General features: G+C 65.1%; 30 protein-coding genes, 1 tRNA gene and 1 pseudogene. 12 read left to right on the top strand and 20 right to left on the bottom strand.

Annotated elements, in window-relative coordinates:
* Together NKJ18_RS32985 and NKJ18_RS07050 are read left to right on the top strand one after the other, a co-directional pair.
* On the top strand, positions 1-99 hold a 99-nt coding region (locus NKJ18_RS32985), incomplete at its 5' end, for a KUP/HAK/KT family potassium transporter (protein ID WP_502898780.1).
* Positions 100-135: 36 nt separating this feature from the next.
* Positions 136-1,176, top strand: coding sequence for an SDR family oxidoreductase (locus NKJ18_RS07050; protein ID WP_023668370.1), 1,041 nt, complete (start codon positions 136-138; stop codon positions 1,174-1,176).
* 50 nt (positions 1,177-1,226) lie between these two features.
* Here NKJ18_RS07050 and NKJ18_RS07045 read toward each other — a convergent pair whose 3' ends face one another.
* A complete protein-coding gene (locus tag NKJ18_RS07045) occupies positions 1,227-2,117 on the bottom strand; it encodes an SDR family oxidoreductase (RefSeq protein ID WP_023727713.1) in 891 nt (296 codons plus the stop codon).
* A gap of 139 nt (positions 2,118-2,256) precedes the next feature.
* Here NKJ18_RS07045 and NKJ18_RS07040 point away from each other — a divergent pair, with 139 nt between their 5' ends.
* Both NKJ18_RS07040 and NKJ18_RS07035 read left to right on the top strand, forming a co-directional pair.
* Positions 2,257-2,664 (top strand): winged helix-turn-helix transcriptional regulator, encoded by a 408-nt coding sequence (locus NKJ18_RS07040; RefSeq protein ID WP_023690335.1) that lies wholly within the window; start codon positions 2,257-2,259, stop codon positions 2,662-2,664.
* Between the two features lie 75 nt (positions 2,665-2,739).
* Positions 2,740-3,975: pseudogene (locus NKJ18_RS07035) on the top strand (FAD-dependent oxidoreductase); the annotation flags it as partial.
* Here the strand turns inward: NKJ18_RS07035 and NKJ18_RS07030 are convergent.
* Together NKJ18_RS07030 and NKJ18_RS07025 are read right to left on the bottom strand one after the other, a co-directional pair.
* Positions 3,938-4,696 carry a glutathione S-transferase family protein gene (locus tag NKJ18_RS07030; RefSeq protein WP_245265756.1) on the bottom strand — a complete coding sequence of 253 codons (759 nt, stop codon included), beginning with the start codon at positions 4,694-4,696 and terminating at the stop codon, positions 3,938-3,940. The pseudogene NKJ18_RS07035 and the gene NKJ18_RS07030 overlap by 38 nt on opposite strands.
* 1 nt (position 4,697) lies before the next feature.
* Positions 4,698-5,003, bottom strand: coding sequence for a Rieske (2Fe-2S) protein (locus tag NKJ18_RS07025; RefSeq protein ID WP_023690332.1), 306 nt, complete (start codon positions 5,001-5,003; stop codon positions 4,698-4,700).
* A gap of 95 nt (positions 5,004-5,098) precedes the next feature.
* Here NKJ18_RS07025 and NKJ18_RS07020 point away from each other — a divergent pair, with 95 nt between their 5' ends.
* The 3 genes from NKJ18_RS07020 to ilvC all read left to right on the top strand — a co-directional run bounded on the left by NKJ18_RS07020 (position 5,099) and on the right by ilvC (position 7,409).
* Positions 5,099-5,557, top strand: a complete 459-nt coding sequence (locus tag NKJ18_RS07020; protein WP_023731255.1) for a MarR family winged helix-turn-helix transcriptional regulator — start codon at positions 5,099-5,101, stop codon at positions 5,555-5,557.
* 143 nt (positions 5,558-5,700) lie between these two features.
* On the top strand, positions 5,701-6,366 hold the full coding sequence (locus tag NKJ18_RS07015) for a TetR/AcrR family transcriptional regulator (RefSeq protein ID WP_502903860.1): 666 nt from the start codon (positions 5,701-5,703) through the stop codon (positions 6,364-6,366).
* A gap of 23 nt (positions 6,367-6,389) precedes the next feature.
* Positions 6,390-7,409 (top strand): ketol-acid reductoisomerase, encoded by a 1,020-nt coding sequence (ilvC, locus tag NKJ18_RS07010; RefSeq protein ID WP_023744650.1) that lies wholly within the window; start codon positions 6,390-6,392, stop codon positions 7,407-7,409.
* Between the two features lie 80 nt (positions 7,410-7,489).
* On the opposite strand, the gene NKJ18_RS07005 is transcribed toward ilvC, so the two are convergent.
* On the bottom strand, positions 7,490-7,774 hold the full coding sequence (locus NKJ18_RS07005) for a PilZ domain-containing protein (RefSeq protein WP_023685169.1): 285 nt from the start codon (positions 7,772-7,774) through the stop codon (positions 7,490-7,492).
* Between the two features lie 169 nt (positions 7,775-7,943).
* Complete coding sequence (locus NKJ18_RS07000) at positions 7,944-8,537, bottom strand: BA14K family protein (protein ID WP_023744651.1); 594 nt, start codon at positions 8,535-8,537, stop codon at positions 7,944-7,946.
* Between the two features lie 157 nt (positions 8,538-8,694).
* On the opposite strand from NKJ18_RS07000, the gene NKJ18_RS06995 reads away from it, so the two are divergent.
* Together NKJ18_RS06995 and NKJ18_RS06990 are read left to right on the top strand one after the other, a co-directional pair.
* A complete protein-coding gene (locus tag NKJ18_RS06995; RefSeq protein WP_023744652.1) occupies positions 8,695-9,807 on the top strand; it encodes an endonuclease/exonuclease/phosphatase family protein in 1,113 nt (370 codons plus the stop codon).
* Between the two features lie 5 nt (positions 9,808-9,812).
* Positions 9,813-10,532: an NUDIX hydrolase gene (locus NKJ18_RS06990; RefSeq protein ID WP_352758022.1), complete on the top strand. Its 720-nt coding sequence runs from the start codon at positions 9,813-9,815 to the stop codon at positions 10,530-10,532.
* Here NKJ18_RS06990 and NKJ18_RS06985 read toward each other — a convergent pair.
* The 4 genes from NKJ18_RS06985 to NKJ18_RS06970 all read right to left on the bottom strand — a co-directional run bounded on the left by NKJ18_RS06985 (position 10,529) and on the right by NKJ18_RS06970 (position 14,110).
* Complete coding sequence (locus tag NKJ18_RS06985) at positions 10,529-10,771, bottom strand: hypothetical protein (protein ID WP_023744654.1); 243 nt, start codon at positions 10,769-10,771, stop codon at positions 10,529-10,531. The two genes, NKJ18_RS06990 and NKJ18_RS06985, sit on opposite strands and share 4 nt — an antisense overlap.
* Before the next feature lie 129 nt (positions 10,772-10,900).
* Complete coding sequence (locus tag NKJ18_RS06980) at positions 10,901-12,118, bottom strand: ABC transporter permease (protein ID WP_023685173.1); 1,218 nt, start codon at positions 12,116-12,118, stop codon at positions 10,901-10,903.
* Complete coding sequence (locus tag NKJ18_RS06975; protein WP_023744655.1) at positions 12,115-12,819, bottom strand: ABC transporter ATP-binding protein; 705 nt, start codon at positions 12,817-12,819, stop codon at positions 12,115-12,117. Before NKJ18_RS06975 ends, NKJ18_RS06980 begins: the two co-directional genes overlap by 4 nt.
* Before the next feature lie 4 nt (positions 12,820-12,823).
* Complete coding sequence (locus NKJ18_RS06970; protein WP_023744656.1) at positions 12,824-14,110, bottom strand: efflux RND transporter periplasmic adaptor subunit; 1,287 nt, start codon at positions 14,108-14,110, stop codon at positions 12,824-12,826.
* Positions 14,111-14,223: 113 nt separating this feature from the next.
* Between NKJ18_RS06970 and NKJ18_RS06965 the strand changes: the two genes are divergently transcribed.
* Both NKJ18_RS06965 and NKJ18_RS06960 read left to right on the top strand, forming a co-directional pair.
* On the top strand, positions 14,224-15,132 hold the full coding sequence (locus tag NKJ18_RS06965; protein WP_352499738.1) for a PhzF family phenazine biosynthesis protein: 909 nt from the start codon (positions 14,224-14,226) through the stop codon (positions 15,130-15,132).
* 106 nt (positions 15,133-15,238) lie between these two features.
* Positions 15,239-15,314: transfer RNA gene (locus tag NKJ18_RS06960), tRNA-Lys, on the top strand.
* 169 nt (positions 15,315-15,483) lie between these two features.
* On the opposite strand, the gene NKJ18_RS06955 is transcribed toward NKJ18_RS06960, so the two are convergent.
* From NKJ18_RS06955 to NKJ18_RS06920, 8 genes are all read right to left on the bottom strand, one after another.
* Positions 15,484-15,756: a hypothetical protein gene (locus tag NKJ18_RS06955; protein ID WP_155923538.1), complete on the bottom strand. Its 273-nt coding sequence runs from the start codon at positions 15,754-15,756 to the stop codon at positions 15,484-15,486.
* A 250-nt stretch (positions 15,757-16,006) separates the two neighbouring features.
* Positions 16,007-17,017 carry a nicotinate-nucleotide--dimethylbenzimidazole phosphoribosyltransferase gene (cobT, locus tag NKJ18_RS06950; RefSeq protein WP_023744658.1) on the bottom strand — a complete coding sequence of 337 codons (1,011 nt, stop codon included), beginning with the start codon at positions 17,015-17,017 and terminating at the stop codon, positions 16,007-16,009.
* Between the two features lie 24 nt (positions 17,018-17,041).
* Complete coding sequence (cobS, locus tag NKJ18_RS06945; protein ID WP_031194701.1) at positions 17,042-17,809, bottom strand: adenosylcobinamide-GDP ribazoletransferase; 768 nt, start codon at positions 17,807-17,809, stop codon at positions 17,042-17,044.
* Positions 17,806-19,119, bottom strand: a complete 1,314-nt coding sequence (locus NKJ18_RS06940) for a cobyrinic acid a,c-diamide synthase CobB (RefSeq protein WP_352758015.1) — start codon at positions 19,117-19,119, stop codon at positions 17,806-17,808. The genes cobS and NKJ18_RS06940 overlap by 4 nt, the downstream gene beginning before the upstream one ends.
* The gene (gene cobA / locus NKJ18_RS06935; RefSeq protein WP_023670838.1) at positions 19,116-19,922 is read right to left on the bottom strand and encodes a uroporphyrinogen-III C-methyltransferase; all 807 of its coding nucleotides are present in this window, start codon (positions 19,920-19,922) and stop codon (positions 19,116-19,118) included. Before cobA ends, NKJ18_RS06940 begins: the two co-directional genes overlap by 4 nt.
* Positions 19,919-20,683, bottom strand: a complete 765-nt coding sequence (cobM, locus tag NKJ18_RS06930; RefSeq protein WP_352758014.1) for a precorrin-4 C(11)-methyltransferase — start codon at positions 20,681-20,683, stop codon at positions 19,919-19,921. The genes cobA and cobM overlap by 4 nt, the downstream gene beginning before the upstream one ends.
* On the bottom strand, positions 20,680-21,066 hold the full coding sequence (locus NKJ18_RS06925) for a cobalamin biosynthesis protein (RefSeq protein ID WP_023700385.1): 387 nt from the start codon (positions 21,064-21,066) through the stop codon (positions 20,680-20,682). Before NKJ18_RS06925 ends, cobM begins: the two co-directional genes overlap by 4 nt.
* The gene (locus NKJ18_RS06920; RefSeq protein ID WP_023700384.1) at positions 21,063-22,298 is read right to left on the bottom strand and encodes a bifunctional cobalt-precorrin-7 (C(5))-methyltransferase/cobalt-precorrin-6B (C(15))-methyltransferase; all 1,236 of its coding nucleotides are present in this window, start codon (positions 22,296-22,298) and stop codon (positions 21,063-21,065) included. Before NKJ18_RS06920 ends, NKJ18_RS06925 begins: the two co-directional genes overlap by 4 nt.
* 1 nt (position 22,299) lies before the next feature.
* Between NKJ18_RS06920 and NKJ18_RS06915 the strand changes: the two genes are divergently transcribed.
* Positions 22,300-23,067 (top strand): cobalt-precorrin-6A reductase, encoded by a 768-nt coding sequence (locus NKJ18_RS06915; protein ID WP_023727702.1) that lies wholly within the window; start codon positions 22,300-22,302, stop codon positions 23,065-23,067.
* Here the strand turns inward: NKJ18_RS06915 and NKJ18_RS06910 are convergent.
* The 3 genes from NKJ18_RS06910 to NKJ18_RS06900 are packed head-to-tail and all read right to left on the bottom strand — an operon-like array spanning position 23,031 to position 25,194.
* Entirely contained in the window at positions 23,031-23,795 is a 765-nt protein-coding gene (locus NKJ18_RS06910) for a precorrin-3B C(17)-methyltransferase (protein ID WP_023727701.1), read from the bottom strand. The two genes, NKJ18_RS06915 and NKJ18_RS06910, sit on opposite strands and share 37 nt — an antisense overlap.
* On the bottom strand, positions 23,792-24,565 hold the full coding sequence (locus NKJ18_RS06905) for a precorrin-2 C(20)-methyltransferase (protein ID WP_352758013.1): 774 nt from the start codon (positions 24,563-24,565) through the stop codon (positions 23,792-23,794). The genes NKJ18_RS06910 and NKJ18_RS06905 overlap by 4 nt, the downstream gene beginning before the upstream one ends.
* Complete coding sequence (locus NKJ18_RS06900; protein ID WP_352758012.1) at positions 24,562-25,194, bottom strand: precorrin-8X methylmutase; 633 nt, start codon at positions 25,192-25,194, stop codon at positions 24,562-24,564. The genes NKJ18_RS06905 and NKJ18_RS06900 overlap by 4 nt, the downstream gene beginning before the upstream one ends.
* Position 25,195: the final 1 nt, after the last annotated feature.

Raw genomic sequence — 25,195 nt, 5'->3', positions numbered from 1 at the left:
CTGTTCATCGGGCTCGCCCGCTCGGCGGCCGATGCGACGGAGTATTTCCAGATCCCGACCGGACGTGTGGTCGAGATCGGCACGCAGGTGGCGATCTGAGGGGTCTCGAAGGGATAAATCGTCGAGGAGGCTAATATGAGCGGCGAATTGGTGCTGGTCACCGGCGGGTCCGGCTTCCTCGGCGCTCACTGCATCCTCGAACTGTTGAAGGCCGGCTACCGCGTCCGCACCTCCGTGCGATCGGCCAGGCGCGAAGCCGATGTGCTCGCCATGCTCAAGGCAGGTGGCACGGAGCCCGGTGACGCCCTTTCATTCGCCCATGCCGATCTGATGGCCGACGCAGGCTGGCCGGCGGCGGTGGCCGGCTGCGATTACGTGCTGCATGTCGCATCGCCTTTTCCGCCCGGCGTGCCCACGCATGAGGATGACCTGATCCTTCCGGCGCGCGAGGGCGCGTTGCGCGTGCTGCGGGCGGCGCGGGATGCCGGGGTCAGGCGCGTCGTGCTCACCTCATCCTTCGCGGCCGTCGGCTATGGCAAGATGCGCGCGGATGGGCAGCCTTTCAACGAGGAAAACTGGACCGATCCGGCAGGCAAGGTCAGCGCCTATGTGAAGTCCAAGACGCTCGCCGAGCGCGCGGCCTGGGATTTCATCGCCGAGCAGGGCGGCGCGCTGGAGCTTGCGGTCGTCAATCCCGTTGGCATCTTTGGACCGGTGCTCGGCGCGGACCATTCGACCTCGACCGAATTTGTCCAGCGCATGCTGAACGGCGCCGTGCCTGGGCTGCCGCGCCTGTCCTTCGGCGTCGTCGACGCGCGCGACGTGGCGGATCTGCATGTTCGCGCCATGACCCACCCCGCCGCCAAGGGCGAACGGTTCCTCGCTGTCGCCGGCGATTTCATGACGGTGCGCGAGATCGCGCAGACCCTGAAGACGCGGCTCGGGCCGGCGGCGTCGCGCGTCTCGACGCGGGAGTTTCCCGATTGGCTGGTGCGCATCATCGGGCTGTTCAATCCGGAAGCGGCACAACTCGCAACGGAACTGGGCAAGATCAAGAACGCCACCAACGCCAAGGCGGTGCGCGTGCTCGGCTGGGCGCCACGCTCGCGCGAAGATGCGTTGACTGCCACGGGCGAAAGCCTGATCCGGCTGGGACTGGTCAAGCGACGTAAGTAATTGTGCAGGAGGCCGAATCGTAAGGGCTCGGCGTCCCGCAACGGCAGCTTTCAGCCGGCCAGTGCAGCCTTGTTCGTCTCCAGAAACTGCTTCAGCGGCACCGACTTTCGGCCGGAGAGTTTTTCGACCGCGTCGGTCACCATGCCGAGGTCACCTGCGCGGGCGGCGGCGTCGAACGACACCAGCACCTTGGCGAAGGGTTCAGGCAGGCCGGCCGACTTCATTCCCGCGGTCAGGGCTTCGTCGGAAAGCTGGATGACCTGGATCGGCTTGCTGGTGACCTCGGTGACCAACGCCGCCACTTCGGCAGCCGTATACGCACTGGGGCCGGTCAGCGTGTAAGTCTCGCTTTCGCTGCTGTCCGAGGCGAGCCCCGCGGCGATGGCCGCCGCGAAATCGTCACGCGTGCCGTAGGAAATGGCGCCGTCGCCGGCGGAGGTGTACCACTGACCCGACGCCAGAACCTGCGGCAACGCCATGAACAGGTTCTCGTTATACCAGCCATTGCGGAATATCGTGTAGGGGATCCCGCTCGCCTTGATCGCCTGTTCGGTGTCGTAGTGGTCGGGCGCGAAAACAACCGGCGAACCAGGCTCGGGGTTGGGCATCGAGGTGTACAGCAGGTGGCCGACGCCAGCCTGTTTGGCCGCCGTCACCGCCGCAAGCTGCTGCTCGCGCCGCTTCCCCTGTACCTCAAGTTCGTTGGTCGAGATGACGAGTGCCCGGTCGGCTCCCGCGAAGGCCTCGGCAAGCGATTGCGGGTCGTTGAAGTCAGCGGCTCTGACGACGACGCCGCGCACCGCCAGATCGGCAAGGTTGGCGGGTGTACGGGTGGTGGCGATGATGCGGTTTGCGGGGATCTTTAATGTGTCCAGCAGGTGGTTGATGACGCCGCGGCCAAGCTGGCCGGAAGCGCCGGTGACGAGAAGGGTTGCGGTCATGGGGGATCCCTGAAATTGCGCCGGGTGGCGGGTGCTTCTGACAGTCTCAAAAAGAGACCAGCACTAAAATAAGAATTGACCGGCCACCGTAAAGAAGGCAGTTTTTAGGGAGGTAGGCACCGCCAGGGAACCAGCAGCCATGGACGGCAAGGTCGTCAATCTGAGAACCAAGCTCAATATATTCAAAGCCACCAGCGATGGCGCAAACATTGCCGATTGCCCGGTTCGCGACGTGATGCAGGGCGTGAACGGCAAATGGAGTTCGCTGCTGATGGCGGCGCTCGCCGAGCAGCCCTATCGTTTCGGCGAGTTGCGGCGCCTGGTGCCCGACATCTCGCAGCGCATGCTCACCCAGACGCTCCACGATCTGCAGCGCGACGGCTTTGTTCATCGCGAAGTGTTCCCGACCAAGCCGCCAAGCGTCGAATACAGCCTGACCGATCTCGGCCGTTCGATGTTCGGCGCCTTGCATCAATTGATCCTGTGGGCCGAACTCAACCATGGTGCGGTGCGCAAGGCGCGCGCTGCCTTCGACGCCGGTGGCTGATATTTTGGTCCATGCAGCAGCGGCTTGATTTGACAATGGCGCTGAAGGATTGTCCCGCCAGTGGTTGGGCGGGCAATGGAAAAATCTCTAGACATCGCGATTGCGGGCGCCGGCCCGGCAGGGCTCGCCACCGCGCTCTTTCTCAAGCGTGCGGGCCATAACGTCACCGTCTTCGAACGTTTCGAGGAGCCCAAGCCCGTCGGCTCCGGACTGATCCTGCAGCCGACCGGGCTGAGCGTGGTTGCCGATCTCGGCCTGCTCGACGACATTCTGGCGCTCGGCAGCCGCATCGAGCGTCTGCATGGCGCCGATGCCTCGAGCGGCCGCACCGTGCTCGCCGTGCGCTACGATGCGCAGCCTGGCGGCCGTTTCGGGCTGGCGGTGCACCGGGCGGCGTTGTTCAACGTGTTGTTTCGCGCCGCGCAGCGCCAAGGCATCGCCATCGAAACCAGTGTCGAGATCGAGGCGCTGGACGTCGGTGAGCGGGCGATCCTGATCTTCGACCAGAACCGAACGGTGGGGGGCCGCAGGGCAGGGCCGTTCGACCTCGTGGTCGACGCCAGCGGCTCGCGTTCGAAGCTGCGCCGGTGCCTCAACGATCCGGCCGAGCCGCGGCAGCTCACTTACGGCGCGTTCTGGGCCTCGCTCGGCTGGCGCCAAGGCTTCGACGAAAATGCGCTGCTGCAGCGCTACGACAAGGCCAGCGTGATGATCGGCGTCCTGCCGATCGGCCGACCGGAACCGGGCGGGGACAAGATGGCGGCGTTCTTCTGGAGCCTGAAGCCGGCGGATGCCGAAAACGTGCGCGCGGCAGGGCTCGACGCATGGAAGGCGCGACTGGTCTCGCTGTGGCCACAGTGCGAGGCGTTCACCAGCCAGATCGACAGCTTCGACCAGCTGTCGCTGGCGCGCTACGGCCACCACACGATGAAGCTGCCGGCCGGCCGCAGGCTGGCCGTGATCGGCGATGCCGCGCATTCGACCAGCCCGCAGCTCGGGCAAGGCGCCAACATGGCGCTGCTCGACGCGGCAGCACTCAGCCATGCCTTGGCACAAACGGGCAACGTCGAGGCAGCGCTGGAAAGCTACGCCCGGGCGCGGCGATGGCATGTTTGGATCTTCCAGCTGCTGTCGCTGGCGCTGACGCCGTTCTACCAGTCGGACGGCACGATGCTGCCCTTCTTCCGCGACAGGCTGGTGGCAACCATCGCCAAAATCCCGCCAGTGCCAAGCGTGCTTGCCTCGATGGTGGCCGGCACGCTGATCGATCCGTTCAGGCGGATCGGGCTAGAGGAGGTGCACTGGCCAGATCATCCGGCGGGATCAGGGTCGAGAGAAACGAATTTCTCGCACGCAGGAATAGACGCAGCCGCTGCGGATAGCCCGGCGCCACGGCACCCTTGATCGAGGCGCGTTCGCTCAACGCCTTGCGCCAGGCCTGGACCAATGGCTTGCCGTCCAGAATGCCGAAATTGCCGATCCCGTCGAAGGCGTCGAGATAGCGGAAGACCGGGCCGTAGACGGCGTCGACAAGGCAAAAGCGCTCGCCGTTGAACCACGGTCCGGTCTGGTCGGCCAGTTCGTCCTCCAGACGATCGAACATGGCCGAAAGTGCCGTGGACTCTGCCAGGAAGGCGGCCTCCGTCGAAGCCGAGTAGAACCGGCCGATGGTGTTCAATGTCGCCGAGCCGAACTCGATCCAGGCGCGATGCCGGGCACGGGCGTAGGCGTCGGCCGGATGCAGAGGATTGGCTTGCGTCTCCTCGAGGAATTCGAGAATGACGGCGGATTCGAAGATCACTGTCTTCTCGCCATTTGCGTGGACGATCAGCAGCGGCACCTTGCCCAGCGGCGAAATCGCCTTGAACCAGTCCGGCTTGTTGGCGAGGTCGATGGTGACGCGTTCGAACGGCACGCCCTTCTCAGTCAGCGAGATCGCGGCGCGCTGGACATAGGGGCATAGATGATGGCTGACGAGAATGAGCTTGCCAGTCATTTCATTCTTATCAGGCATTTCATTCTTCTCAGGCATGTCACTCTCCCCAGACATAGTTCAACGCGCCGTCCTCGACGCGCGTCGACAGGAACATCAGTCGCGACGCTTTTGGCGCCGGACCTTCGATCCGGTCGCCTGATGTCATGTCGAAGGCGGCGCCGTGCCACTGGCAGACCAGCTTGCCGTCCTTGCAGTCGAGCGGCCCGCCGAAATGCAGGCAGACATTGGCGGCGGCGCGGATGCGCTCACCGCTGCGCCAAATATGGACCTCGCGGCCGAAGAATGGCGCGATCAGGCTGCCCGTCTGTGGGACATCGGCGACTTTGCAGATTTCGTGTTTCATGGATCTTTCCCGGATTGATGCAATTGCATGCATATAGATGCAAGTGCATTGACCGTCAAGCTTGATGCAACTGCATCTATCGCCTAGGATGGGTCATGACCAAAACAACCACGCCTTCGCCCGAAGCCGTCAAGGCCTGGGCCCGCCTGATGCGGGTTTCGCGCCAGCTCATCGAAAAGGCGGAAGAGGCTTTGAAGACCAGCGGCTTGCCGCCGCTCGACTGGTATGACGTGCTGCATGAACTCGCCGAGGCGGGCGAGGGCGGGCTGCGGCCATTCCAGCTGACCGAGCGCACTCTGTTTGCGCAGTACAACATCTCGCGGCTCCTGGCGCGCCTCGAGGCCGATGGACTGGTCGAGAAGCTCAGGGTTGCCGATGACGGCCGCGGCCAGACCATCCGCATCTCGGCCAAGGGCCGTCAGACGCGGCGACGGATGTGGGCTGTCTATGGACGGTCGATTGCGGAATTGGTCGGCGCAAAACTCTCCGCGGAGGAGCTGAAGATACTGGCGAGCCTGCTTGGAGAGCTGCGCCATCCGCCCGCCGATGATTGATCCGTCAGAATCTCGTGGTTTGCTCGGCGGCTCTCACGTCGACGATTTTTCTACCTAACCCCTTGCGTCGAGCACAGGATTGCGCAATATGCCGAACCGTAACGTACGGTACGCCGTTTGAGGCGACCCGGCGAGCTCATCGAATGGGCAGGAAATTGTTGCAGGCAAGGGCCGAGATCGATACCAGCGAAGTGCTGACAGAGCGGCAAACGGCCGTCCTGGACGCGGCTTTGCGGCTGCTGGTCGAGAAGGGCGACAATCTGACCATGACGGCGGTGGCGCGCCGCGCCAGCTGCTCGAAGGAAACGCTCTACAAATGGTTCGGCGACCGCGACGGACTGCTGACGGCGACCGTGCAGTGGCAGGCATCGAAAGTGCGCGTGGTGCCGGTCGACGGTGAGCGGCTCGATCTTGCCTCGCTGACGGCAAGCCTGGAAGGCTTCGCCTCGGACTGGCTGAAGGTGATTTCGAGCGATACCTCGATCGCGCTGAACCGCGTCGCGGTCGGCCATACCGGATCCGGAAAGGACGATCTCGGCGCGATCGTGCTGGAGAATGGCCGTTTCGCGCTGGCCAGACGGTTGAAGCCGGTGCTGCTTGCCGGCAAGCAGGCCGGGCTGCTCGACTTTACGGACGCCGAAATGGCGTTCCGGACCTTTTTCGGGCTGGTCGCCCGCGACGTGCAGATCCGTCTCCTGCTCGGCGACCGGCTGGAATTGACTGAAGCGGCGATCGGCGGCGATGCCGCCCGGGCGACGCAGCAGTTTCTCGCTCTTTATGGAGCAAAAACCGGGCCGCAAGGCCTCTAATCTCTGTGGGAAGGAAGCAAAAGATGCGTGTCTATTACGATCGCGACGCCGATCTCAATCTGATCAAGGGCAAGAAGGTCGCCATTATCGGCTATGGCAGCCAAGGCCGGGCGCACGCGCTCAACCTCAAGGATTCCGGCGCCAAGGAAATCGCCATCGGCCTCAAGGCTGGATCGGCGACCGCCAAGAAGGTCGAGGCCGACGGGCTCAAGGTGATGAGCGTGACGGACGCTGCCAAATGGGCCGATTTGATGATGATGGCGACGCCTGACGAATTGCAGGCCGACATCTACAAAAACGAAATCGCGCCAAACATTCGTGACGGCGCCGCGATTGCCTTCGCGCACGGCCTCAACGTGCATTTCGGCCTCATCGAGCCGAAGTCGACCGTCGATGTCGTCATGATCGCGCCGAAAGGCCCCGGCCACACGGTGCGCGGCGAATACCAGAAGGGCGGGGGCGTGCCGTGCCTGGTCGCCGTCAACCAGGATGCTTCCGGCAACGCGCTCGATCTCGCTCTGTCCTACGCCTGCGGCGTCGGCGGCGGCCGTTCGGGCATTATCGAGACCAATTTCCGCGAGGAATGCGAGACCGATCTGTTCGGCGAGCAGGTCGTGCTCTGCGGCGGCCTGGTCGAACTGATCCGCGCCGGTTTCGAGACCCTGGTGGAAGCCGGCTATGCGCCCGAAATGGCCTATTTCGAGTGCCTGCACGAGGTCAAGCTGATCGTCGACCTGATCTATGAAGGGGGCATCGCCAACATGAACTACTCGATCTCGAACACAGCCGAATGGGGCGAATATGTCTCTGGCCCGCGCATTATCACCGCCGAGACCAAGGCCGAGATGAAGCGCGTGCTGAAGGACATCCAGACCGGAAAATTCACCTCGGAGTGGATGCAGGAATACCGCGCCGGCATGTCGCGCTTCAAGGGCATCCGCCGCAACAATGACAGCCACCAGATCGAGGAAGTCGGCGCCAAGCTGCGCGCCATGATGCCCTGGATTTCCAAGAACAAGCTGGTCGACAAGGCCAAGAACTAACCCGCAGTCGTCGGGATTGGGAGCAAAGAGCCGGCGGAGCGATCCGCCGGCTTTTGATGCCGGTTTATCGATCAGGATACTCAGCCATAGTGCCAATGCGGCTTCGGCTCGGTGCCGGTGAACTCGACGCCGATGCGGTCGTCGCGGCGCCAGCGCACGATGGCCTTGTAGCCGATGCCGTCGACCGGCACATAGAGCAGGAACTCGTCCGGCACGCGCGCGTCTATAGACACTTTCAGCTCGGCGCCGCCGGCATGCATGTTGCGCACCGTGCACTTGACCTCGGAATTGGTGAGGCCGGTCAGAATCGTCGCGCCTTTCAGCACGCGCTGCCGGTGTTTGTTTCGCAATTCGTTGTCGGCCATGACGGCACGTCCTTCGCGACCGGATCGGCGCGATCGTCAGATGGGGCACGATATCACGGATAGGCTGAGCCGATAAACATATGGTTAGCGGTGACCGAGACCAGCCGTCTTTCCCAAATGAAAACGGCGCCGCGATGGGGCGGCGCTGTCGTTTATTGTCGTTTATAGTTCAGCTGTAGGGCGACCAGCATTGCTGGCGCGGGCCACCATAGGGCTGGAACGTGTTGTCCCAGGCCCGGTAGGACCGATAGCGGTCGTAGCACCACTGTACATGGGCGCTGGACAGACGCTGCGTGCGGTAATAGCGGCGGGGCGCCGGCTGCACGTAATAGCCGTCATTGTAATAGCCGTTATTGTAGTAGCCGTTGTTGTAGATGCTGCCGAGGCCGAGACCCAGGCCGAGGCCGAGAACTGCTGCGGCGCCGGTGTCAAAATCACGGCCGCGATGGTGGCGGTGATGGCGCCAGCGCCAGTTGTCGCCGCCGTTCCAGTTGCCGCCATTCCAATTGCCGTTGTTCCAGTTGCCTGACCGGGCAAAGCGACGGCTGTCGTGGCGGCGCCACTGCCAATCGTTGAAGGAGCGGCGGTCATTGCCGCCCGCCCAGCTGTCGCGAACCGGTGTGATGTCAGACAATGCGGTGCTTGCCGGCATCGACAAGTCCGGCTGCAGGATCGGGCCCGCGGCGGATGGCGCCGTGAGACCCGAGAAAAGACCGAGCGCTAACAGCCCGGATTTGACTGTGGACGAAAAGAGCGAGCTCATTGCACTCTCCAAGTGATACAGGCCCCACGCCCGGATACCCCAGGGAAGTGGCCTATTGATGGACCTTGGCGTCTGAACGGAGGATGAACAGAAAGGTTCCATCAGCCATGACGAGCAGCCCTTGTTTTCATTGGCGCTTGCGGGCAAAGGTCAGTCCATGTCGCTGCGCCTCGCCACTTTCAATGTCGAAAACCTGATGAACAGGTTCGATTACTCGGGCTTCCGCAACCAGCTCAACGAAGACCGCACGCTGGCGCTTTTCGACATTCAGAGCGAAGCCGAATACCGGATGCTGGAGCAGGCGCGCGCCATCGCGCAATCCGACGATACGCGCCAGTTGACCGCGCTCGCCATTGCCGCCACCCGTGCGGACATCATCTGCATGCAGGAGGTCGACAACATCGAGGCGCTGAAGGCCTTCGAGTACGGCTATCTCTTCAAGATGGTGGGCGAGGGTTACCGGCAGAAATACACCACCGCCGGCAATGATTCGCGCGGCATCGACGTTGCCGTGATGATGCGCAACGAGACAGCGCAAGGTCAGCCGATCGAATTCGTGCGCATGACCAGCCATGCCTATGTCACGTTCGAGCAGTTCGGGCTGCACACGCCCGAACTCGAGGCGCTCGGCAACCTGGCCAATGAACGCATCTTCCGGCGCGATTGCCTGGAGGTCGACATCAAGGTCGGCGGCGTGCCGCTGACGCTTTATCTCGTCCATTTCAAATCGATGGGCTCGCCGCGCAACGGGCTCGACGGACGCGAGGCGACGATGCCGGTGCGCATCGCCGAGGCGCAAGCCGTGCGCCGCATTATCGAGGAGCGCTTCGGCAAAGAGCACGCAGCCGACAAAAACTGGGCGATCTGCGGCGACATGAACGACTACCGCCAGCGGGTGAAGATCGAGGGCGACGCTATCGACGGCTACCGCTTCCAGGTGATCGACGAGAGCCAGTCCTGTATCGATGTGCTCACCGCCGGCGGCTTTTGCGAGAATGTCGTCGAACGCCGGCCGGAGATGGACCGCTGGAGTTTCTACCACACGCGCGGGCCGAAGGAGCGGCATCTGTGCCAGCTCGACTACATCCTGCTGTCGAAAGGGCTGGCGGCGAAGAATGCGACGGCGGTTCCCGACATCATCCGCAACGGCCAGCCCTGGCGCACCATCTTTCCGGCCGGACAGGCGGTGGAGCGCTTTCCGCGCGCCGGCTGGGACCGGCCGAAGGCGTCGGACCATTGTCCCGTCGCAATTACCCTGGACATGGCTTGAGCACGGTGAGCTTCAACCTGCCGCGCAACGTCATCGTGCCCGTCGACGAAATCGACGTCCGGCTCGACCCCGGCCCGCATCCGTTCGAGCGCGACAACGCGCAGGCGATCACTGACAACTGGCGGCGCGAGGTCACGGCCAATCCGGCGTTGTTCGACGGCACGGTGGTGCTGCTCTCGGCGCTCGCCTGGCGCGACAACCGGATCGTCGGGCGTTGTCACGCGGTGAAGTACTCGACCTTCCTGCTGTGGCGAAAGAACCGGCAGGGGACGGGCGCCGAGCATGCCTATGGCCACGCCATGCTGGTCGCCGGCGACAACGCCCTGGTGGCGATCCGCATGGGCGCGCACACGGTCCCGGCCGGCAGTGTCTACTTCGCTGCCGGCTCGTTCGAGCCGATCGATTTTCGCGATGGCCGCGTCGATGTCGATTTCAACATGATCCGTGAAGTGCGCGAGGAGACCGGGCTTGACCTGACAGGCGCTGCGCGCGGCAAGCGCTACCATGCGCTGTCGACTTCGACCGGCACGGTCCTCTTCCGCCGCTACCACGTCGATGCGCCGGCCGACGAGATTGCGCGGCGCATCGGCGCCTTCGTCGCGACCGAGACCGAGCCGGAGATCGAGGGGCCGGTGATCATCCGCCACGCCGCCGACCTGCCGGAAGGGTTGGCGCCGCATATGAAGCCGCTGGTCGAGTGGCATTTTGGCGGTGGCGGGGGCTAACGGCGCGGATTGTTCTGCGCCGCCTTGCGGTTGTTGCGGGCGGCGACGAGGAACAGGATGACGCCGATGCCCAGCAATCCACCCATGACCATGCCCATCGTCTGGCCGACGACTGCCTGAAAATCGGCGGTGACACGATCGGGATTGGCCATGCCGTAGCGGGCGAGATACCACCAAAGTCCCGCAAGGGCGCCTTCGATGATCACCATCGTCAGAATCAGCCGCGCCTTCTTGCTCATTGCCACTCCTTGACCAGATGCTTTGCTCTAAAATTAGCATCGCAGACCGGACGACAACAAGTATTGCCGATGTCGACAAGCACCCATCCTTGTGGATAGCGGTTGGTTGCGGTGGAGCTGATCTGGCGCTTATTCGTGGCGCAGCGCGTCGATCGGGTCGAGCCTGGCGCCGCGCAGCGCCGGGAAGAAGCCGAACACCATGCCGATCAGCGCCGAAAAACCGACGGCGAGCAGGATGACCGCCGGGCTCGGCGCAAACGGTATGGCCAGCGTTGCCGAGGCGAGGCCGGCCAGCGCCAGGCCGATCAGGATGCCGATAATGCCGCCGAGCAGCGACAGCACCGTCGCCTCGACCAGGAACTGGATGAGGATGTGCTTTTCATGCGCGCCGATGGCGAGCCTGATGCCGATCTCGCGGGTGCGCTCAGTGACCGAGACCAGCATGATGTTCATGATCCCGATGCCGCCGACCAGCAGGCTGACGCCCGCGACGGCGCCCAGCATGCCGGTCATGGTGGTGGTGGCGCTGGCCATGGCGTCGGCGATCTGGGTCATGTCGCGGATTGAGAAATCGTCTTCGCGGTCCGGCGTGATGCGGCGGGTGTCGCGCAAAATGTCCTCGACTCGCGGCTGCAATTCGGTGGTCGGGGTGCGATCGTCGGCGGCGACGTAGATGTTGTCGATGTCGCGGTTGCCGGCGATGCGGCGCTGATAGGCGGCAAGCGGCATCAAGACGACATTGTCCTGGTCCTGGCCGAAGCCGGTATAGCCCTTGGGTTCGAGCAGGCCGATGATCTTGCACGAGGTGCGGTTGACGCGGATGATCTCGCCCTCGGGTTCGCCGGCGCCGAAGAATTGCTGGCGCACCGTTTCGCCGATCAGGCAGACGCCGGTGCCGGAGCGTGTTTCCGAATCCGAGAACGGGCGGCCCGACACCAGCTTCCAGTCGCGGGCGTCGAGATAGGCGCTGTCGGTGCCGGTGACGCCCGAGGTCAGGCTCTCGGTGCCGAAAATGACGCGGACTTGTTTCTGCGACGCCGGCGCAATGGCGCGCGCTCCGGTCAGGTGGGCTACGAGGGCGGCTACATCCTTGTCGGCCAGAGGCCGTACCGCCTGGTCGAGCCCGCCTGGTCCGCCGGTGCCTGCCGGGCGGCCGGAACGGACGACGAGCAGGTTCGAGCCGAGCTTGGCGATGTCCGACTTGACCTTGGCCGTGGTGCCCGAACCGATGGTCAGCATGGCGATGACGGCGGCGACACCGATGACGATGCCGAGCAGCGTCAGGAACGAGCGCAGCACATTGCGGCGGATGGAGCGCAGAGAGAGGCGGACGGTTTCCCAGATCATGACGCCAACTCCGACTTGGCCGTGTCGGACGCGACGTGGCCGTCGAGGAAGCGGATGGTGCGCTCGGCATAATCGGCGACATCGGCCTCGTGGGTGACCATGGCGATGGTCAAGCCGAGCTCCCGGTTCAGCCGCGTCAACAACTCCATGATCTCATGCGTGCGGGCGGTGTCGAGATTGCCGGTCGGCTCGTCGGCGACGAGCAGCGTAGGCCTGGTGACGATGGCGCGCGCGATCGCCACGCGCTGCTGCTGGCCGCCGGAGAGTTCGGCCGGCGTGTGGTGTTCGCGCCCGACCAGGCCGACCTCCGCCAGCGCCTGCATGGCAAGATCGCGGCGCTCGCGGGCCGGCGCGCCGCGATAGATCAGCGGCAGCTCGACATTTTCCGCCGCCGTGGTGCGCGGCAACAGATTGTAACCCTGGAAGACGAAGCCGATATAGAGATTGCGCAGAAGCGCCCGGCGGTTGCGGTCGAGCCGCCCGGCGTCGATGCCCATGAAGGAGTAGGTTCCGGCCGTCGGCGTGTCGAGGCAACCGATGATGTTCATCGCGGTCGATTTGCCCGAACCGGACGGGCCCATGATGGCGACGAATTCGCCACGCTGGATGGCGAGGTCGACGCCGGCCAGCGCATGGACCTTGGCTTCGCCCTGGCCATAGCTCTTCCAGACCGAGTCGAAACCGATGAGGCCCGCGGCCATGGCGTCAGCTCCGCAGCTGCGAGGTCGTGATAACCTCTGCACCTTCATCCAGCCCGGAGGTGATCTCGGTCAGTTCGCCGTCGGTGGAGCCGATCTTCACGTTGACCGGGTGCGGCCGGCCGTTCTCCAGCACATAGAGCGTGCGTGAGCCGTCGGTGGGCGCCTTCACCGGCTGGCGGCGGTTGCCGCCACGGCCCATGCGGCCGGTGAACAGATCGCTGAGGCTCCACGCGCGGGCAGCAGGTGCCGATGGCCGATAGCGAAACGCTGTTGAAGGCACGGTGAGCACGCTCTTGGCCTGCCTGGTGACGACCGAAACCGTGGCGGTCATGCCGGGCCGCAGCAAAAGCTCGTTATTGTTGACTTCCAACCGTGCATTGTAGGTGACGACGCCGTCGGTGGTGACCGAGGCGTAGGAGATGTCGCGGATCTCGGCGTCGAACGGCCGCTCGGGAAAGGCATCGACGGTGAAGCGTGCATGCTGGCCTGGTTTGACCGCGCCGATATCGGCCTCGTCGACCGCCGCCACCAATTCCATGTTCCTCAAATCGGCGGCGATGATGAACAGAACCGGCGCCTGCAGCGAGGAGGCGACCGTCTGGCCGGGGTCGACGGAACGCGTCAAGACGATGCCGTCGATCGGCGCATAGATGGTGCTCTTGGCAAGGTCGGTCTGCTGCGCCTTGAGATCGGCCTGGGCGATGGCGAGATTGGCCTGCGCACTATCGAGCGCCGCCTTGGAGCGGTCGCGCGTGGCAGTCGCCGCCTCGAGCGACTGATCGGTCGCCATGCCACGCCTGGTCAGTTCGGCCGCGCGGGTGAGGGCGCTTTCGTTCTCCTTCAGGGTTACCGTGGCGTCCTCGACATTGGCGGCAGCGGCCTTGGCCGAGGCTTCGGCGCGTTCGATCTGGACCTCGAGTTTCACCGTGTCGAGCGTCGCCAGCACGTCGCCCTTCTTGACCTGCTGGTTCTCTTCGGCCGAGACCGAGCGGATGATACCGGACAGCTCGCTTGAAATGTCGACCTGGGTGAGGGGCTGCAGCGTGCCGGTCGCCGAAACCGCGACGGTGAGGTCGGCAATGGTAGCCGGCGTGGTGGTGTAGTCGATCTTGGCCGGGGAGCCGGCAAACCACTGGTAGCCAGCCAACCCGGCGGCAAGTGCGATCAGCGCCAGCAGCGCGTAAAGCCAGCCCCGGCGGCGCGTCTTGCGCACGCCGCTCTGATCAAGCCCGAGCGCCGCCTCGATGGCGGAATCCGATTCCGTCTTTGGCAGATTGACAAGCTGGTCCACGCCGGACCCCTATGAAAGCGTAATGTCCCTAGTTGTGCACAGATCAGGCTTGGTGGTTCGAATATCAAATTAAATTTCGGCCATGTTCGGATTGAGGCGGAAGGTTTTTCAAGATGCAGACCCGCAATTACTTGCTCTACGATGTGTTTACGACGGAGCGGCTGGCCGGCAATCCGCTGGCTGTCGTACTCGACAGCCAAGGGCTGGATACAGCCGCCATGCAGGCCATTGCGCGCGAGTTCAACCTGTCCGAATCGGTCTTCGTGCTGCCGCCGGACAATCCAAAACATCGCAACCGCATCCGCATTTTCACGCCCGACTATGAGATGCCGTTCGCCGGACATCCGACAGTTGGCGCCGCGATCGCGCTGGCCGAACTGACAGGCGAGGGCGAAGCCGGCATCTTCGTGCTGGAGGAGAATATCGGCCCGGTGCGCTGCGCCGTCAGCCGGCACGATGGCGCCACCTTTGCCGAGTTCGACCTGGCGAAGCTGCCGGAGCCGCTGAAGCTCGATGCCGACCCGGAGGCGATCGGCGCCGCCCTCGGGCTGGCGCCGCACGAGATCGGCTTCGAGAATCACCTGGTGTCGTTCTGGTCGGCAGGCGTGCCTTACGTCACCATCCCGGTCGCCAATCTGGAGGCTGCGGCCCGGGTCAAGCTCGATAACCAGGCCTGGTCCGAACTGGCGCCGCGCAAGAGCGAATGGGCTTTCGCCAGCCCGTATGTCTATTGCCGCCAGACGGTGAACCATGACAGCGCCTTCCATGTCCGCATGATCGTGCCGGGCACGCCGTCCTATGAAGACCCGGCGACCGGTTCGGCGGCAGCCGCCTTTGCCGGCGCCATCATGCATTTCGATGCGCCCACCGACGGCATTTCGCAGCTGTGGATCGAGCAGGGGCTGGAGATGGGCCGCCCGTCACGTATCCGCTTGGAACTCACTGTGGAAGGCGGAAAACTGGCCTCCGCGCGCATCGGCGGCCATGCCATCAAGGTGGCGGAAGGCAGGCTGTTCGTGTGACCGCCTGCGGCAGTTCAGCGATTTGTCGGGAAATGATTCCGGCAGGGCTGGACAGGACCGGTATCGGCGGCTATATGCCCGCCAACGCCGGTTTTACCGGTCGAGTGGGTGCGTAGCTCAGTTGGTAGAGCAGCTGACTCTTAATCAGCGGGTCCACAGTTCAATCCTGTGCGCACCCACCAAATTTCTAGAAGAGTTGGTGGAAGACCTTGGAATGCCGGACGCGTTGACGCGCCTCGACATGCTGGGGCAGGTTTGCCTTAAACTCGGCGGCCGGTAAGCCGGTGCGCTATTTGGCGAAGGAGTGAAGGCCGCGCTGGATTAAGAAAAGCCCGGAAGCCGAAGCCGCCATCAATTAAAGCCAGTTTGAAACCACGGACTGGTGTCATACCCTAAGCGCGGATTATAATGATCCAGGAAGTTTTCGGCCCTATTTGACGGTCGCGCAACCACGGTGCCCGTCGATTTGCAATCCGGTTTCGCGGTCGGCTTGCTGCCAGCCTTCTTATGAGCTGTAGAACACGAGGTTGTAGCCTGAGCGGTGGCCACCTTTTTCTTCTCTTTCGCAGCAGCTGCTCCGGTAGCGGCCAATACTATTGCTACGCCAAAGACAACGAGTTTCATTGAAAACGCCCTCACCCTGCCCAATCCGTAATGATTGCGCCTGGTCACCGTTACGTCAATCACATTTTGTCGGCAACGGCGGCGAATAGTGCCAGTAAAAAGAGCCCACCACAGAAGCAGCGGGCCAACCCCCAGGTGGGGAATCTTTCAGCGGCCGTGCTGTTCGAGCCACCAGCCCGGAATGCCAGTGATCGGCCCGACGATGGTCAGTGAAGGTTCGGGCCGGCGCCCTCCCGTCAAATCGCTCTAGCTACTTCTCCGAAACACCAGCCTCGGCAAAGCTCGCCATGCCCGTGTGGCACTCCAGCGCCGAGCGGACGATGTTGACGGCTAGGCAGGCGCCGGAGCCTTCGCCGAGCCGCATGCCGAGGTCGAGCAGCGGCGGCAGGCCGAGCACTTCGAGCAGGCGGCGGTGGCCGGATTCGGCCGAGACATGGGCGGCGATGGTGTGGGCGAGGCCAGACGGGTGCAGCCGCGCCAAGGGCGCTGCCGCGGCCGTGCAGACGAAGCCATCGAGCAGCACCGGGACATTGTTGCGGCGGGCGGCGAGCGTGGCGCCGAAGGTGGCGGCGAGTTCTCGTCCGCCAAGGGCGGCGGCGATCTTCAGCGGGTCGGACAGCGCGTCGGCATGGCGCTTGAGGCCGGATTCAATGGCGATGACCTTGCGCTTCAGCCCGGCATCGTCGACGCCGGTGCCGCGCCCGGTCCATTTTTCAGCGCCGCCGCCGAACAGGGCGGTCGAGATGGCGGCCGCCGGCGTGGTGTTGCCGATGCCCATCTCGCCGAAACAGACGAGGTCGAGGTCTTTCGTCACCGCGTCATAGCCAGCCGAGACGGCGGCGAGGAAGTTTTTTTCGTCCATTGCCGGCACGTCAGTGAAGTCGCCGGTCGGATGATCGAGATCGAGCGGGATGACGTCGAGTTCCGCGCCGGCGATGCGGGCAAGCTGGTTGATGGCGGCGCCGCCGCCGGCGAAATTCGCCACCATCTGCACCGTCACTTCCGAGGGAAAGGCTGAAACGCCTTGCGCCGTCACACCGTGGTTGCCGGCGAACACGAAGACTTTGACGCGGTCGAGTTTCGGCATGTCGCGACCCTGCCAGCGCGCCAGCCAGGCGGCGAGAGTTTCCAGCCGGCCCAGGCTGCCTTGAGGCTTGGTCAGCGTGTCCTGGCGGCGGGCGACGGCGTTGGCGGCGGTATCGCTGCCGGCAGGCAGATCGAGACAGGCGGCGCGCAGTTCGTCGAATGATTTGAATGGCATGGGGAAGGAATCTCCGGGGAAGAATCAGGACAGGGAAACGGAAGCGACGAGCAGGACAGTGATCTCGCCCAGCTGCTGCAGGGCGCCGATCGTGTCACCGGTGTGGCCGCCAATCTGGTTGAGGCAGAGCGCGCGCAAGGCGCTGAACACGAGAGCGAGCAGGATCAGTGCGGCAAAGGCGCCGCCGAGCCCCAGAGTCAGAAGCGGGATGGCCCCGAGCACGGCGCCGAGAACAGCTGTCTGGGTCGAGACGGTCCCGGCGCCGGCAGACAGGCCGTCACTGCGCGCCGCCGGCGCCAGATGCATGAACGCGCCGAGCAGGCCTCGCGAGGCGGCATGGGCGGCGATCAGCGCGAAGAGAACGCTTGTCGGATCGGCCAGTTGCGACAGCGCGCTCCAGCGAATGAGCATCGACAGGCCAAGCGCCGAAGCGCCATAGGCGCCGATACGGCTGTCGCGCATGATCTCGAGTTTTTTATCGCGCGTCTTGCCGCCGCCAAAGCCATCTGCGACATCCGACAGCCCATCCTCATGCAGGCAGCCGGTGGCGAGCAGGGTTGCTGCAAGCGCAAGTGCGGCCGCCGGCCCAGCGGCGAGACCGAGCTTTACCCCGATGGCGTAGACGACGGCGCCGACCAAAGCGACCGCGAGGCCGGCGGCAGGCGCCGCCCAGATCGCATCGGCCAGGCTGCGGCCACGAAAGTCGAAGACCGGCAGCGGCAGCCGGGTGAAGAAGACGAGGCAAAGCGCGACGTCGTCGAGCGCTTGCCGGGGTGAGGGCACGGCGGTCATGCACTCCTCGCAATGGCGTGGAAGAAGGTGCCGCTGACAAGGCCGCGGCGATAGCCGGAGGCGCCGAGCGGATTGCCCTGGCCATCGGCTAGGTCGGCCAGCGGCTCGTCATTGCCGGTGGCGATCATCTGCGCATAGTGGAATTCATGGCCACGGATCAGCGCGCCTTGCGGCCCCAGCGGACAGGCGGCGCGCAGGCGTGCCTCGCGGTAGCCGAGGTTCATCTTGCGCTTGGCAAAGCTGGTAGAATGGCCGAGCAGGCCAAGCATGGCGTGCGTCTCGCCGGCCGCGTCCTCCAGCGCTTCGCCCAGCACCATGAAGCCGCCGCACTCGCCATGGATGGGTTTGGTCTCGGCAAACCTTGCCATGCCAGCTCGGAAATTGGTCGCCGCCGCGAGGCGGCCGGCGTGAAGCTCGGGATAGCCGCCGGGCAGCCAGCAGACATCGCAATCCTGCGCCGGTGCTTCGTCGGCGAGCGGCGAGAACGGCACGATCTCGGCGCCGGCCTGACGCCAGTGGGCGGCGACGTGCGGATAGAGGAAGGTGAAAGCGGCATCTTCGGCGAGTGCGATGCGCTGGCCGGGCGGCTGCAAGGCATTTTCGAAACTGCCCGGTGACGGCGAAAACGGCGCGGCCAGCGCCATGATGGCGTCAAGGTCGAGGGATTTCTCGACCATGTCGGCGAGGCGGTCGAGATGCGTCATCAGGTCGGCATATTCGCCGGCTTGGACGAGGCCGAGATGGCGCTCCGGCAAATTGAGCGTGGGATCGCGCAGGATGGCGCCGACGACCGGCAGGCCGAGCGCTTCGATAGCCTCGCTGCACAGCTTGCGGTGGCGCTCGCTGCCGAGGCGGTTGAGCACGATTCCGGCCATGCGCACATCGGGATCATAGGTGGCAAAGCCCTTGGCGACGGCGGCCGCCGGCGTCGACTGTCCCGAGACGTCGAGCACCAAAAGCACCGGCAGGTGGTAGAGCCGCGCCAGATCGGCGGCCGAGCCGGTGCGGCCTTGTCCGGCCGGGATGCCGTCGAACAGGCCCATGGCGCTTTCGAGGAAGATAAAATCGGCGTCCTCGGTGGCATTGCCGGCCAACGCGTTGAGCAGGTCAGGCGACATCGCCCAGCTGTCCAGGTTGACGCCGGACAGGCCAGTGGCGGCGGTATGAAAACCCGGATCGATATAGTCGGGGCCGGACTTGGCGCCGCGCACCTTGATGCCGCGCCGGGCGAGCGCGCGCAAAATGCCGATGGTGACGCTGGTCTTGCCGGAGCCGGAACGCGGCGCGCCGATGATGATGGCGCGGGTCATGCGTTACCCGCCAGTGCTGCGCGCATGGCGACGATGCCGCCGACGACAATGAGGGCCGGCGAGGCCAATTCCGCCGCGGCGGCCGCTTCGGAAATGGTGGCGAGTGTCGCGACGACGGTCCGCTCCTGCGGTGTCGTCGCCGAAACGATGACAGCCGCCGGCGTCGACGGCGCCAGCCCGCCTTCGAGCAGCGACGCGGCGATAACAGGCAGATTGGCCATGCCCATATAGATGACCACCGGCTGGCCGGTGCGGGCGATCGCGCCCCAGTCGAGATCGTCATCTGTGCCGGCGGCATGACCTGTCGCCAGGATGATCGCCTTGTTGATGCCGCGCATGGTTGCGGGAATGCCGGTGGCGGCCAGCGCGCTCAGCCCCGATGTCAGGCCGGGCAGGACGCGGAACGGGATTTTTTCGCGCGCCAGCGCCAGCGCCTCTTCGCCGCCACGGCCGAAAATATAGGGATCGCCACCCTTCAGCCTGATGACGCGGCGGCCATCGCGCGCCAGCCGCACCAGCAGAGCGGTGATGTCGTCCTGCTTCATCGACGGCTTGCCGCCGCGCTTTCCCGCAAAGAACAGTTCGGCCTTTTCCGCGACAGCGACGACGTCGGGCGAGACCAGCGCGTCGTAGACCAGCGCATCTGCCTCGGCTAAAGCCGCCAGCACTTCCAGCGTCAGGCAGCCGGGATCGCCGGGGCCGGCGCCGGCCAGCCAGACATGGCCCGGCTCAAGCCGGCGCGGCTTGAAGTTCAGCCGGGCAAGGGCCTGTTCGAGCGTGGTGTTTTCGCTTTTACCGCTCACAATCCGTCCCGCCCGCGAAAACGCCGCTGGTAGTGGGCGTCGTACAATGAACTCTCGCCAAAACCTTCCGCTGCCAGCGAGCGGCCGACGAAGATGATCGCCGTGCGCTCCATGGGATCGGCGGCGAGCAGCGCCTCGATGGTCGCTAGCGTGCCGGTCAGCACGCGCTCGTCCGGCCATGAAGCGCGAAAGACGATCGCCACCGGGCAATCGCCGCCATAATGCGGCGACAATTCGGCGACGACGCGATCGATGGCGTGGATGGCGAGATGAATGGCCAGTGTGGCGCCGGTGCGGCCGAAGCCGGCCAGCGTTTCGCCCGGCGGCATTTTCGAGGCGCGGCCGGAGACGCGGGTCAGCACCAGGCTTTGCGCCACCTCGGGAATGGTCAGTTCGCGGCGAAGGGCTGCGGCTGCGGCGGCGAAAGAGGGAACGCCCGGCGTCAGCGTGTAAGGAATGCCGTGTTTTTCCAGCCGGCGGATCTGCTCGGCCACGGCGCTCCACACCGAGAGGTCGCCGGAATGCAGGCGGGCGACATCGTGGCCGGCCTGGTGGGCTGTCACATATTCGACCTCGATTTCGTCGAGTGACATCGGCGCCGTATCGATCAGTTTGGTCCCCGGTGCGCAGTGTTGCAGCAATTCCGGCGCGACGATCGAGCCGGCATGCAGACAGACCGGGCAGCTTGCCAGCAGCTTGGCGCCGCGCAGTGTGATGTGGGCGGCGGCGCCGGGACCGGCGCCGATGAAATGCACGGTCATGGCGCGTCTCCGCTGATGGCGATGGCGCAGGTGACCGGGCCGAGCACGGTGCGTGGACCAAGCAGCTTTGCACCGGGGCCGGCAACGGCAAGGGCGGAGGCTTCTGAGACGGAGGGTGTGCCGGCGAGATCCTGCGAGAGATCGGATTTGCTGAGTGCCTCCGACGAGACGGCCTGAAGTGCTGCGTCATCAACGATGATGACGGGAAGGTTGAGCGTGCGGCCAGCGGCAGAGATCGCTTTTTCGTCTTTCTTGAGCGCGGCGGTCGCCAAGGCCGACAGCGCCGTTATCGCCAGCCCGTGCGCTTCGAGGGCGGTTTCGATCGCCGCGAGCACGTCTTCGACGCTCACGCCCTTCCGGCTGCCGATGCCCGCCACCATCATGGCTTCACCCAGCTCCACTGGGTGACCGGCATGGCCGGGCGCCAGGCCTGCATCGAACCGACAGGAGAAGCGCGGGAAATGGTGATGCGGGTAAGGTCGCCGCCGCGCTTGATGTGCTCCGCGAGAAGCAGCGCCTCCATCTCCAGCGTCACCGCATTGGCAACGAGACGGCCACGGGATGGCAGCGCCTTGATGGCGGCGTTCAGTACGCCGGCGTCGCTGCCACCTCCGCCGATGAAGATCGCATCCGGCGTGTCCAGCCCGGCCAGTGCCTTGGGCGCCGACCCTTCCACCACGACAAGACCGGGCACGCCGCAATGCGCGGCGTTGCGGACGATGCGGGCGGCGCGGTCGGTGTTGGCCTCGATGGCGATGGCGCGCATCGAGGGGTGAGCGAGCATCCATTCGATGCCGATGGAGCCGGAACCGGCGCCGATGTCCCACAGCAATTCGCCACGCCTCGGCGCCAGCGCCGCAAGCGTGATGGCGCGGATGTCGTGCTTGGTGATCTGGCCGTCGTGCTCGAACAGATGGTCGGCGCGGCCAACGGTCAGCGGCAGGATGCGGGCCTCTTGTGTCGATTCAAGCTCAAGCGCCAGCACGTTGAGCGGATTGATGTCTCTGAGATCGAAAGCGTCGGCACGTGCCGAGCGAAGCTTCTCGTTCGGTCCGCCCAGCGCTTCCAGAACGGTCAGCCGCGAACCGCCGAAGTCGAGCTCTACGAGCAGGCGCGCTATTGTCGCTGGTGCGTCGCCGTCCGATGTCAGCGCCAGGATGCGCGCCCTGGGATGCAGCAGCGGCCGGATCAGGTCGAGCGGCCTTCCATGCAGCGAGATCGTCTCGATGTCCTGCAACGCCCAGCCGAGCCGGGCGGCAGCCAGCGAAATCGCCGATGGCGCGGGGATGACATGCATCTCTTCAGGCTTGACCTTGCGGGCAAGGGTGGCGCCGACCCCGTGGAAGAATGGATCACCGGAGGCGAGCACGCAGACGCGCCGGCCGGCCAGCGCCAGCACGTCTGCCATGCCGGCATCGAATGGCACCGGCCATGGGCGCTGCTCACCCTTGATGAGCGAAGCCACCAGCGCCAGATGCCGCTTGCCGCCGAAGACGAATTCGGCCTCGGCGATCAGCCGCTTGGCCTCGTCGCCGAGACCCGCTAAACCGTCCTCGCCGATGCCGATCACCGTCAGCCATTTCGGCTTGGCGCCGCGCTTACTCTCAGCAGGCATGATGACCCACCGCATTCTGATCCTTGGCGGCACCAGCGAAGCCCGGCACTTGGCGGGAAAGCTGGCCGCGCGGAGCGATCTGTCTGTCACTCTGTCGCTGGCCGGCCGTACCGAAAGCCCGGTCGCGCAAGGCGTGCCGGTGCGCAGCGGCGGATTTGGCGGCGCCGACGGGCTGGCCGCCTATCTCAGGGAGGCGGGCATCGACCTGCTGATCGACGCGACGCATCCCTATGCGGCGCAGATATCCGCCAATGCGGCGCAAGCCTCGCGCCTGACCGGTGTGCCGATCCTGGCGCTGCGCCGTCCCGGCTGGAAGCCTGTCGACGGCGACCGCTGGACGCAGGTCGATACGACAGGCGATGCGGTGCACGCGCTTGGATCGCCGCCGCGCCGTGCCTTCCTTGCGCTCGGCCGGCAGGAGGTCGCGGCTTTCGAGGCGGCGCCGCAGCATCATTACCTTGTCCGCAGCGTCGATCCGGTCGAGCCGAAACTGGCGGTGCCGGATGCGACCTACCTGCTGGCGCGTGGGCCGTTTCGCGAGGCGGATGAACGCGCGCTGCTCGAGGAGCACCGCATCGATGTCGTCGTATCCAAGAACAGCGGCGGCGAGGCCACCTACGGCAAGATCGCGGCGGCGCGGGCGCTCGGTATCGAGGTGGTGATGGTGCGCAGGCCCATCCTGCCGGAGGTGCCGTCGGCCGAAACTGTCGAAGCATTGGCCGCGATGATCGATCATGGTCTCGACCCCGTCGCGGAACGCGGTGTGTAGACCAGCGCCGGTTTGTCACCGCGCTTGATGATCCGTGTCTCCGGCGAGCCGATGATGATGCAGGTCGCCATGTCGGCCCTTTCCGCCTCGACATCGGCCAACAGAAAAACCTCGATGCGCTCGTCCGGGCGGCCGGCGGCGCGGCCGAAGATGACCGGCGTGGTGCCGGGCAGGATGGCGCGCAGGCATTCGAAGGCACGGCCGAGCTGCCAGGGGCGCGCCTTGCTGATCGGATTGTAGAGCGCGATGACGAAGCCGGCGCCGGCGGCAGCGAGCAGGCGCAGTTCGATCAGCTCCCACGGCTTCAGATTGTCGGATAGCGAGATGGCGCAGAAATCATGGCCGAGCGGGGCGCCGATGCGGGCGGCGACAGCCAGCATCGCAGTGATGCCCGGCACGACGGCGACATCGACCGCGCGCCACTCGGCCGGACCGGCCTCGATCGCCTCACAGACCGCGGCGGCCATGGCAAAGACGCCGGGATCGCCGCCGGAAACGACGGCGACGTCATGGCCCTCGGCGGCCTTGACCAGCGCGTCCTTGGAGCGGGCGAGTTCCTCGCGATTGTCCGAGGCGACGCGGGTTTGGTCGGTGCGAAGATCAAGCCGGTCGAGATAAGGTTTGTAGCCATAGAAGAATTTTGCCTGCGCCACGGCCCGGCTCGCCTCCGGCGTCACCTGATCGGCATTGCCGGGCCCAAGGCCGATGACGGTGAGGCGGCCGCTCATGGCTTGGCTCCCATAACGCCAGGCCGGCCGGACCAGCCGGCGACCAGCACGATGGCGAAATAGGGGGCCTTGTCGTCCGGCTTGTCGGCAAGCTTCATCGAGATGCTACCGGCCATGGTGCCGCGCTCGACATAGACGGCGCGGGCGATCTTGCCGGTGGCCTCCAGCGCCCGCCTGATCTTGGGCAGGTTGCGGCCGACCTTCATGATGACGGCGGCGTCGGTGTCGGCGAGACGGCGCGTCAGCTCGAACTCGCTCATCGTGCCGGGCAAAACCGTCAGCACATCGTCGCCCTGGACGATCGGCACGCCGGTCTGCGACCAGCAGCCCGACATGGCGGTGACGCCGGGGATGACTTCGGTCGGGAAGCGATGGGCGAGGCGGACATGCAGGTGCATGTAGGAGCCGTAGAACAGCGGGTCGCCTTCGGAGAGCACGGCGACCATGCGGCCGGCTTCGAGGTGTTCGGCGACCTTCTCGGCCGACTCCTCGTAGAAATCGGTGATCTGCGAACGGTAGTCGTCGTGATCCTTGTCGATCTCGGTGGTGACGGGGTAGAGCAGCGGCAGTTCCAGCATATCCGGCCGGAAACGCGCCTCGACGATGGCGCGCGCGTTGCTGTTGTTGCCGCGCTTGGCGAAGTAGGCGACGACATCGGCCTCGGCCAGAACGCGCGCGGCCTTCAGCGTCAGCAGCTCGGGGTCGCCAGGCCCCGTGCCGACGCCGACAAGACGGCCTTTTGCCAGATCTTCTTTGACGGCTGCGTTCACAGGCCGGGCCTCGCCAGCGAATTGAGCGCGGCTGCGGTCATGGCGCTGCCGCCAAGCCTGCCGCGCACGATGGCGTAGGGTACGCCATAGGAATTCTCGGCCAGCGCATCCTTGGATTCGGCGGCACCGACGAAGCCGACCGGCATGCCGATGATGGCGGCCGGCTTCGGCGCGCCGTCGCGCAACTTTTCCAGGAGATAGAACAGGGCCGTCGGCGCATTGCCGATGGCGACCACCGAACCGGCCATATGCTCGCCCCACAGATCGATTGCCGCAGCCGAGCGGGTGTTGCCGATCTGCTTGGCGATGTCGTGCGTGCGCGGGTCGCGCAAGGTACAGATCACCTCGTTGCCGGCCGGCAACCGGGCGCGGGTGACGCCATGCGAGACCATTTCGGCGTCGCAGAAGATCGGTGCGCCGGCCGCCAAAGCGCTGCGGGCAGCGGCGACGAAATCGCTGGAGAAGACAAAATGACTTGATGCTTCGACCTGGCCGCAGGCATGGATCATGCGGATGGCGACGTCGGCTTCCGCCTCGGAGAACCGGGACAGGTCGGCCTCGGCGCGGATGATGGCGAAGGAACGTTCATAGATCGCGTTGCCGTCATGGATGTAGTCGTAGGCGGCCATG

Origin of the sequence: Mesorhizobium sp. M0217 (assembly GCF_040321955.1) — a bacterium.
In the GTDB taxonomy this organism is placed as follows: Bacteria; Pseudomonadota; Alphaproteobacteria; order Rhizobiales; family Rhizobiaceae; genus Mesorhizobium.
Note: the sequence above shows the minus strand (reverse complement) of the source record. Positions and strands in the feature narration are given on the sequence as shown.

Bases quoted from the DNA above. Each gene is read 5' to 3' on its own strand.
- cobS (WP_031194701.1), bottom strand. From the start codon at position 17,809: ATGACCGCCGTGCCCTCACCCCGGCAAGCGCTCGACGACGTCGCGCTT.
- NKJ18_RS07030 (WP_245265756.1), bottom strand. From the start codon at position 4,696: ATGCCTGAGAAGAATGAAATGCCTGATAAGAATGAAATGACTGGCAAG.
- NKJ18_RS07005 (WP_023685169.1), bottom strand. From the start codon at position 7,774: ATGGCCGACAACGAATTGCGAAACAAACACCGGCAGCGCGTGCTGAAA.
- NKJ18_RS06920 (WP_023700384.1), bottom strand. From the start codon at position 22,298: ATGCCTGCTGAGAGTAAGCGCGGCGCCAAGCCGAAATGGCTGACGGTG.
- NKJ18_RS07015 (WP_502903860.1), top strand. From the start codon at position 5,701: ATGGGCAGGAAATTGTTGCAGGCAAGGGCCGAGATCGATACCAGCGAA.
- NKJ18_RS07025 (WP_023690332.1), bottom strand. From the start codon at position 5,003: ATGAAACACGAAATCTGCAAAGTCGCCGATGTCCCACAGACGGGCAGC.
- NKJ18_RS06955 (WP_155923538.1), bottom strand. From the start codon at position 15,756: ATGAAACTCGTTGTCTTTGGCGTAGCAATAGTATTGGCCGCTACCGGA.
- NKJ18_RS07040 (WP_023690335.1), top strand. From the start codon at position 2,257: ATGGACGGCAAGGTCGTCAATCTGAGAACCAAGCTCAATATATTCAAA.
- cobM (WP_352758014.1), bottom strand. From the start codon at position 20,683: ATGACCGTGCATTTCATCGGCGCCGGTCCCGGCGCCGCCGCCCACATC.
- NKJ18_RS07050 (WP_023668370.1), top strand. From the start codon at position 136: ATGAGCGGCGAATTGGTGCTGGTCACCGGCGGGTCCGGCTTCCTCGGC.
- NKJ18_RS07020 (WP_023731255.1), top strand. From the start codon at position 5,099: ATGACCAAAACAACCACGCCTTCGCCCGAAGCCGTCAAGGCCTGGGCC.
- NKJ18_RS07045 (WP_023727713.1), bottom strand. From the start codon at position 2,117: ATGACCGCAACCCTTCTCGTCACCGGCGCTTCCGGCCAGCTTGGCCGC.
- NKJ18_RS06980 (WP_023685173.1), bottom strand. From the start codon at position 12,118: ATGATCTGGGAAACCGTCCGCCTCTCTCTGCGCTCCATCCGCCGCAAT.
- NKJ18_RS06940 (WP_352758015.1), bottom strand. From the start codon at position 19,119: ATGACCCGCGCCATCATCATCGGCGCGCCGCGTTCCGGCTCCGGCAAG.
- NKJ18_RS06915 (WP_023727702.1), top strand. From the start codon at position 22,300: ATGACCCACCGCATTCTGATCCTTGGCGGCACCAGCGAAGCCCGGCAC.
- NKJ18_RS06910 (WP_023727701.1), bottom strand. From the start codon at position 23,795: ATGAGCGGCCGCCTCACCGTCATCGGCCTTGGGCCCGGCAATGCCGAT.
- NKJ18_RS07000 (WP_023744651.1), bottom strand. From the start codon at position 8,537: ATGAGCTCGCTCTTTTCGTCCACAGTCAAATCCGGGCTGTTAGCGCTC.
- NKJ18_RS06900 (WP_352758012.1), bottom strand. From the start codon at position 25,194: ATGGCCGCCTACGACTACATCCATGACGGCAACGCGATCTATGAACGT.
- NKJ18_RS06985 (WP_023744654.1), bottom strand. From the start codon at position 10,771: ATGAGCAAGAAGGCGCGGCTGATTCTGACGATGGTGATCATCGAAGGC.
- NKJ18_RS06965 (WP_352499738.1), top strand. From the start codon at position 14,224: ATGCAGACCCGCAATTACTTGCTCTACGATGTGTTTACGACGGAGCGG.
- NKJ18_RS06975 (WP_023744655.1), bottom strand. From the start codon at position 12,819: ATGGCCGCGGGCCTCATCGGTTTCGACTCGGTCTGGAAGAGCTATGGC.
- NKJ18_RS06995 (WP_023744652.1), top strand. From the start codon at position 8,695: ATGTCGCTGCGCCTCGCCACTTTCAATGTCGAAAACCTGATGAACAGG.
- NKJ18_RS06925 (WP_023700385.1), bottom strand. From the start codon at position 21,066: ATGATGGTGGCGGGCATCGGCAGCCGGAAGGGCGTGAGCGTCGAAGAC.
- cobT (WP_023744658.1), bottom strand. From the start codon at position 17,017: ATGCCATTCAAATCATTCGACGAACTGCGCGCCGCCTGTCTCGATCTG.
- ilvC (WP_023744650.1), top strand. From the start codon at position 6,390: ATGCGTGTCTATTACGATCGCGACGCCGATCTCAATCTGATCAAGGGC.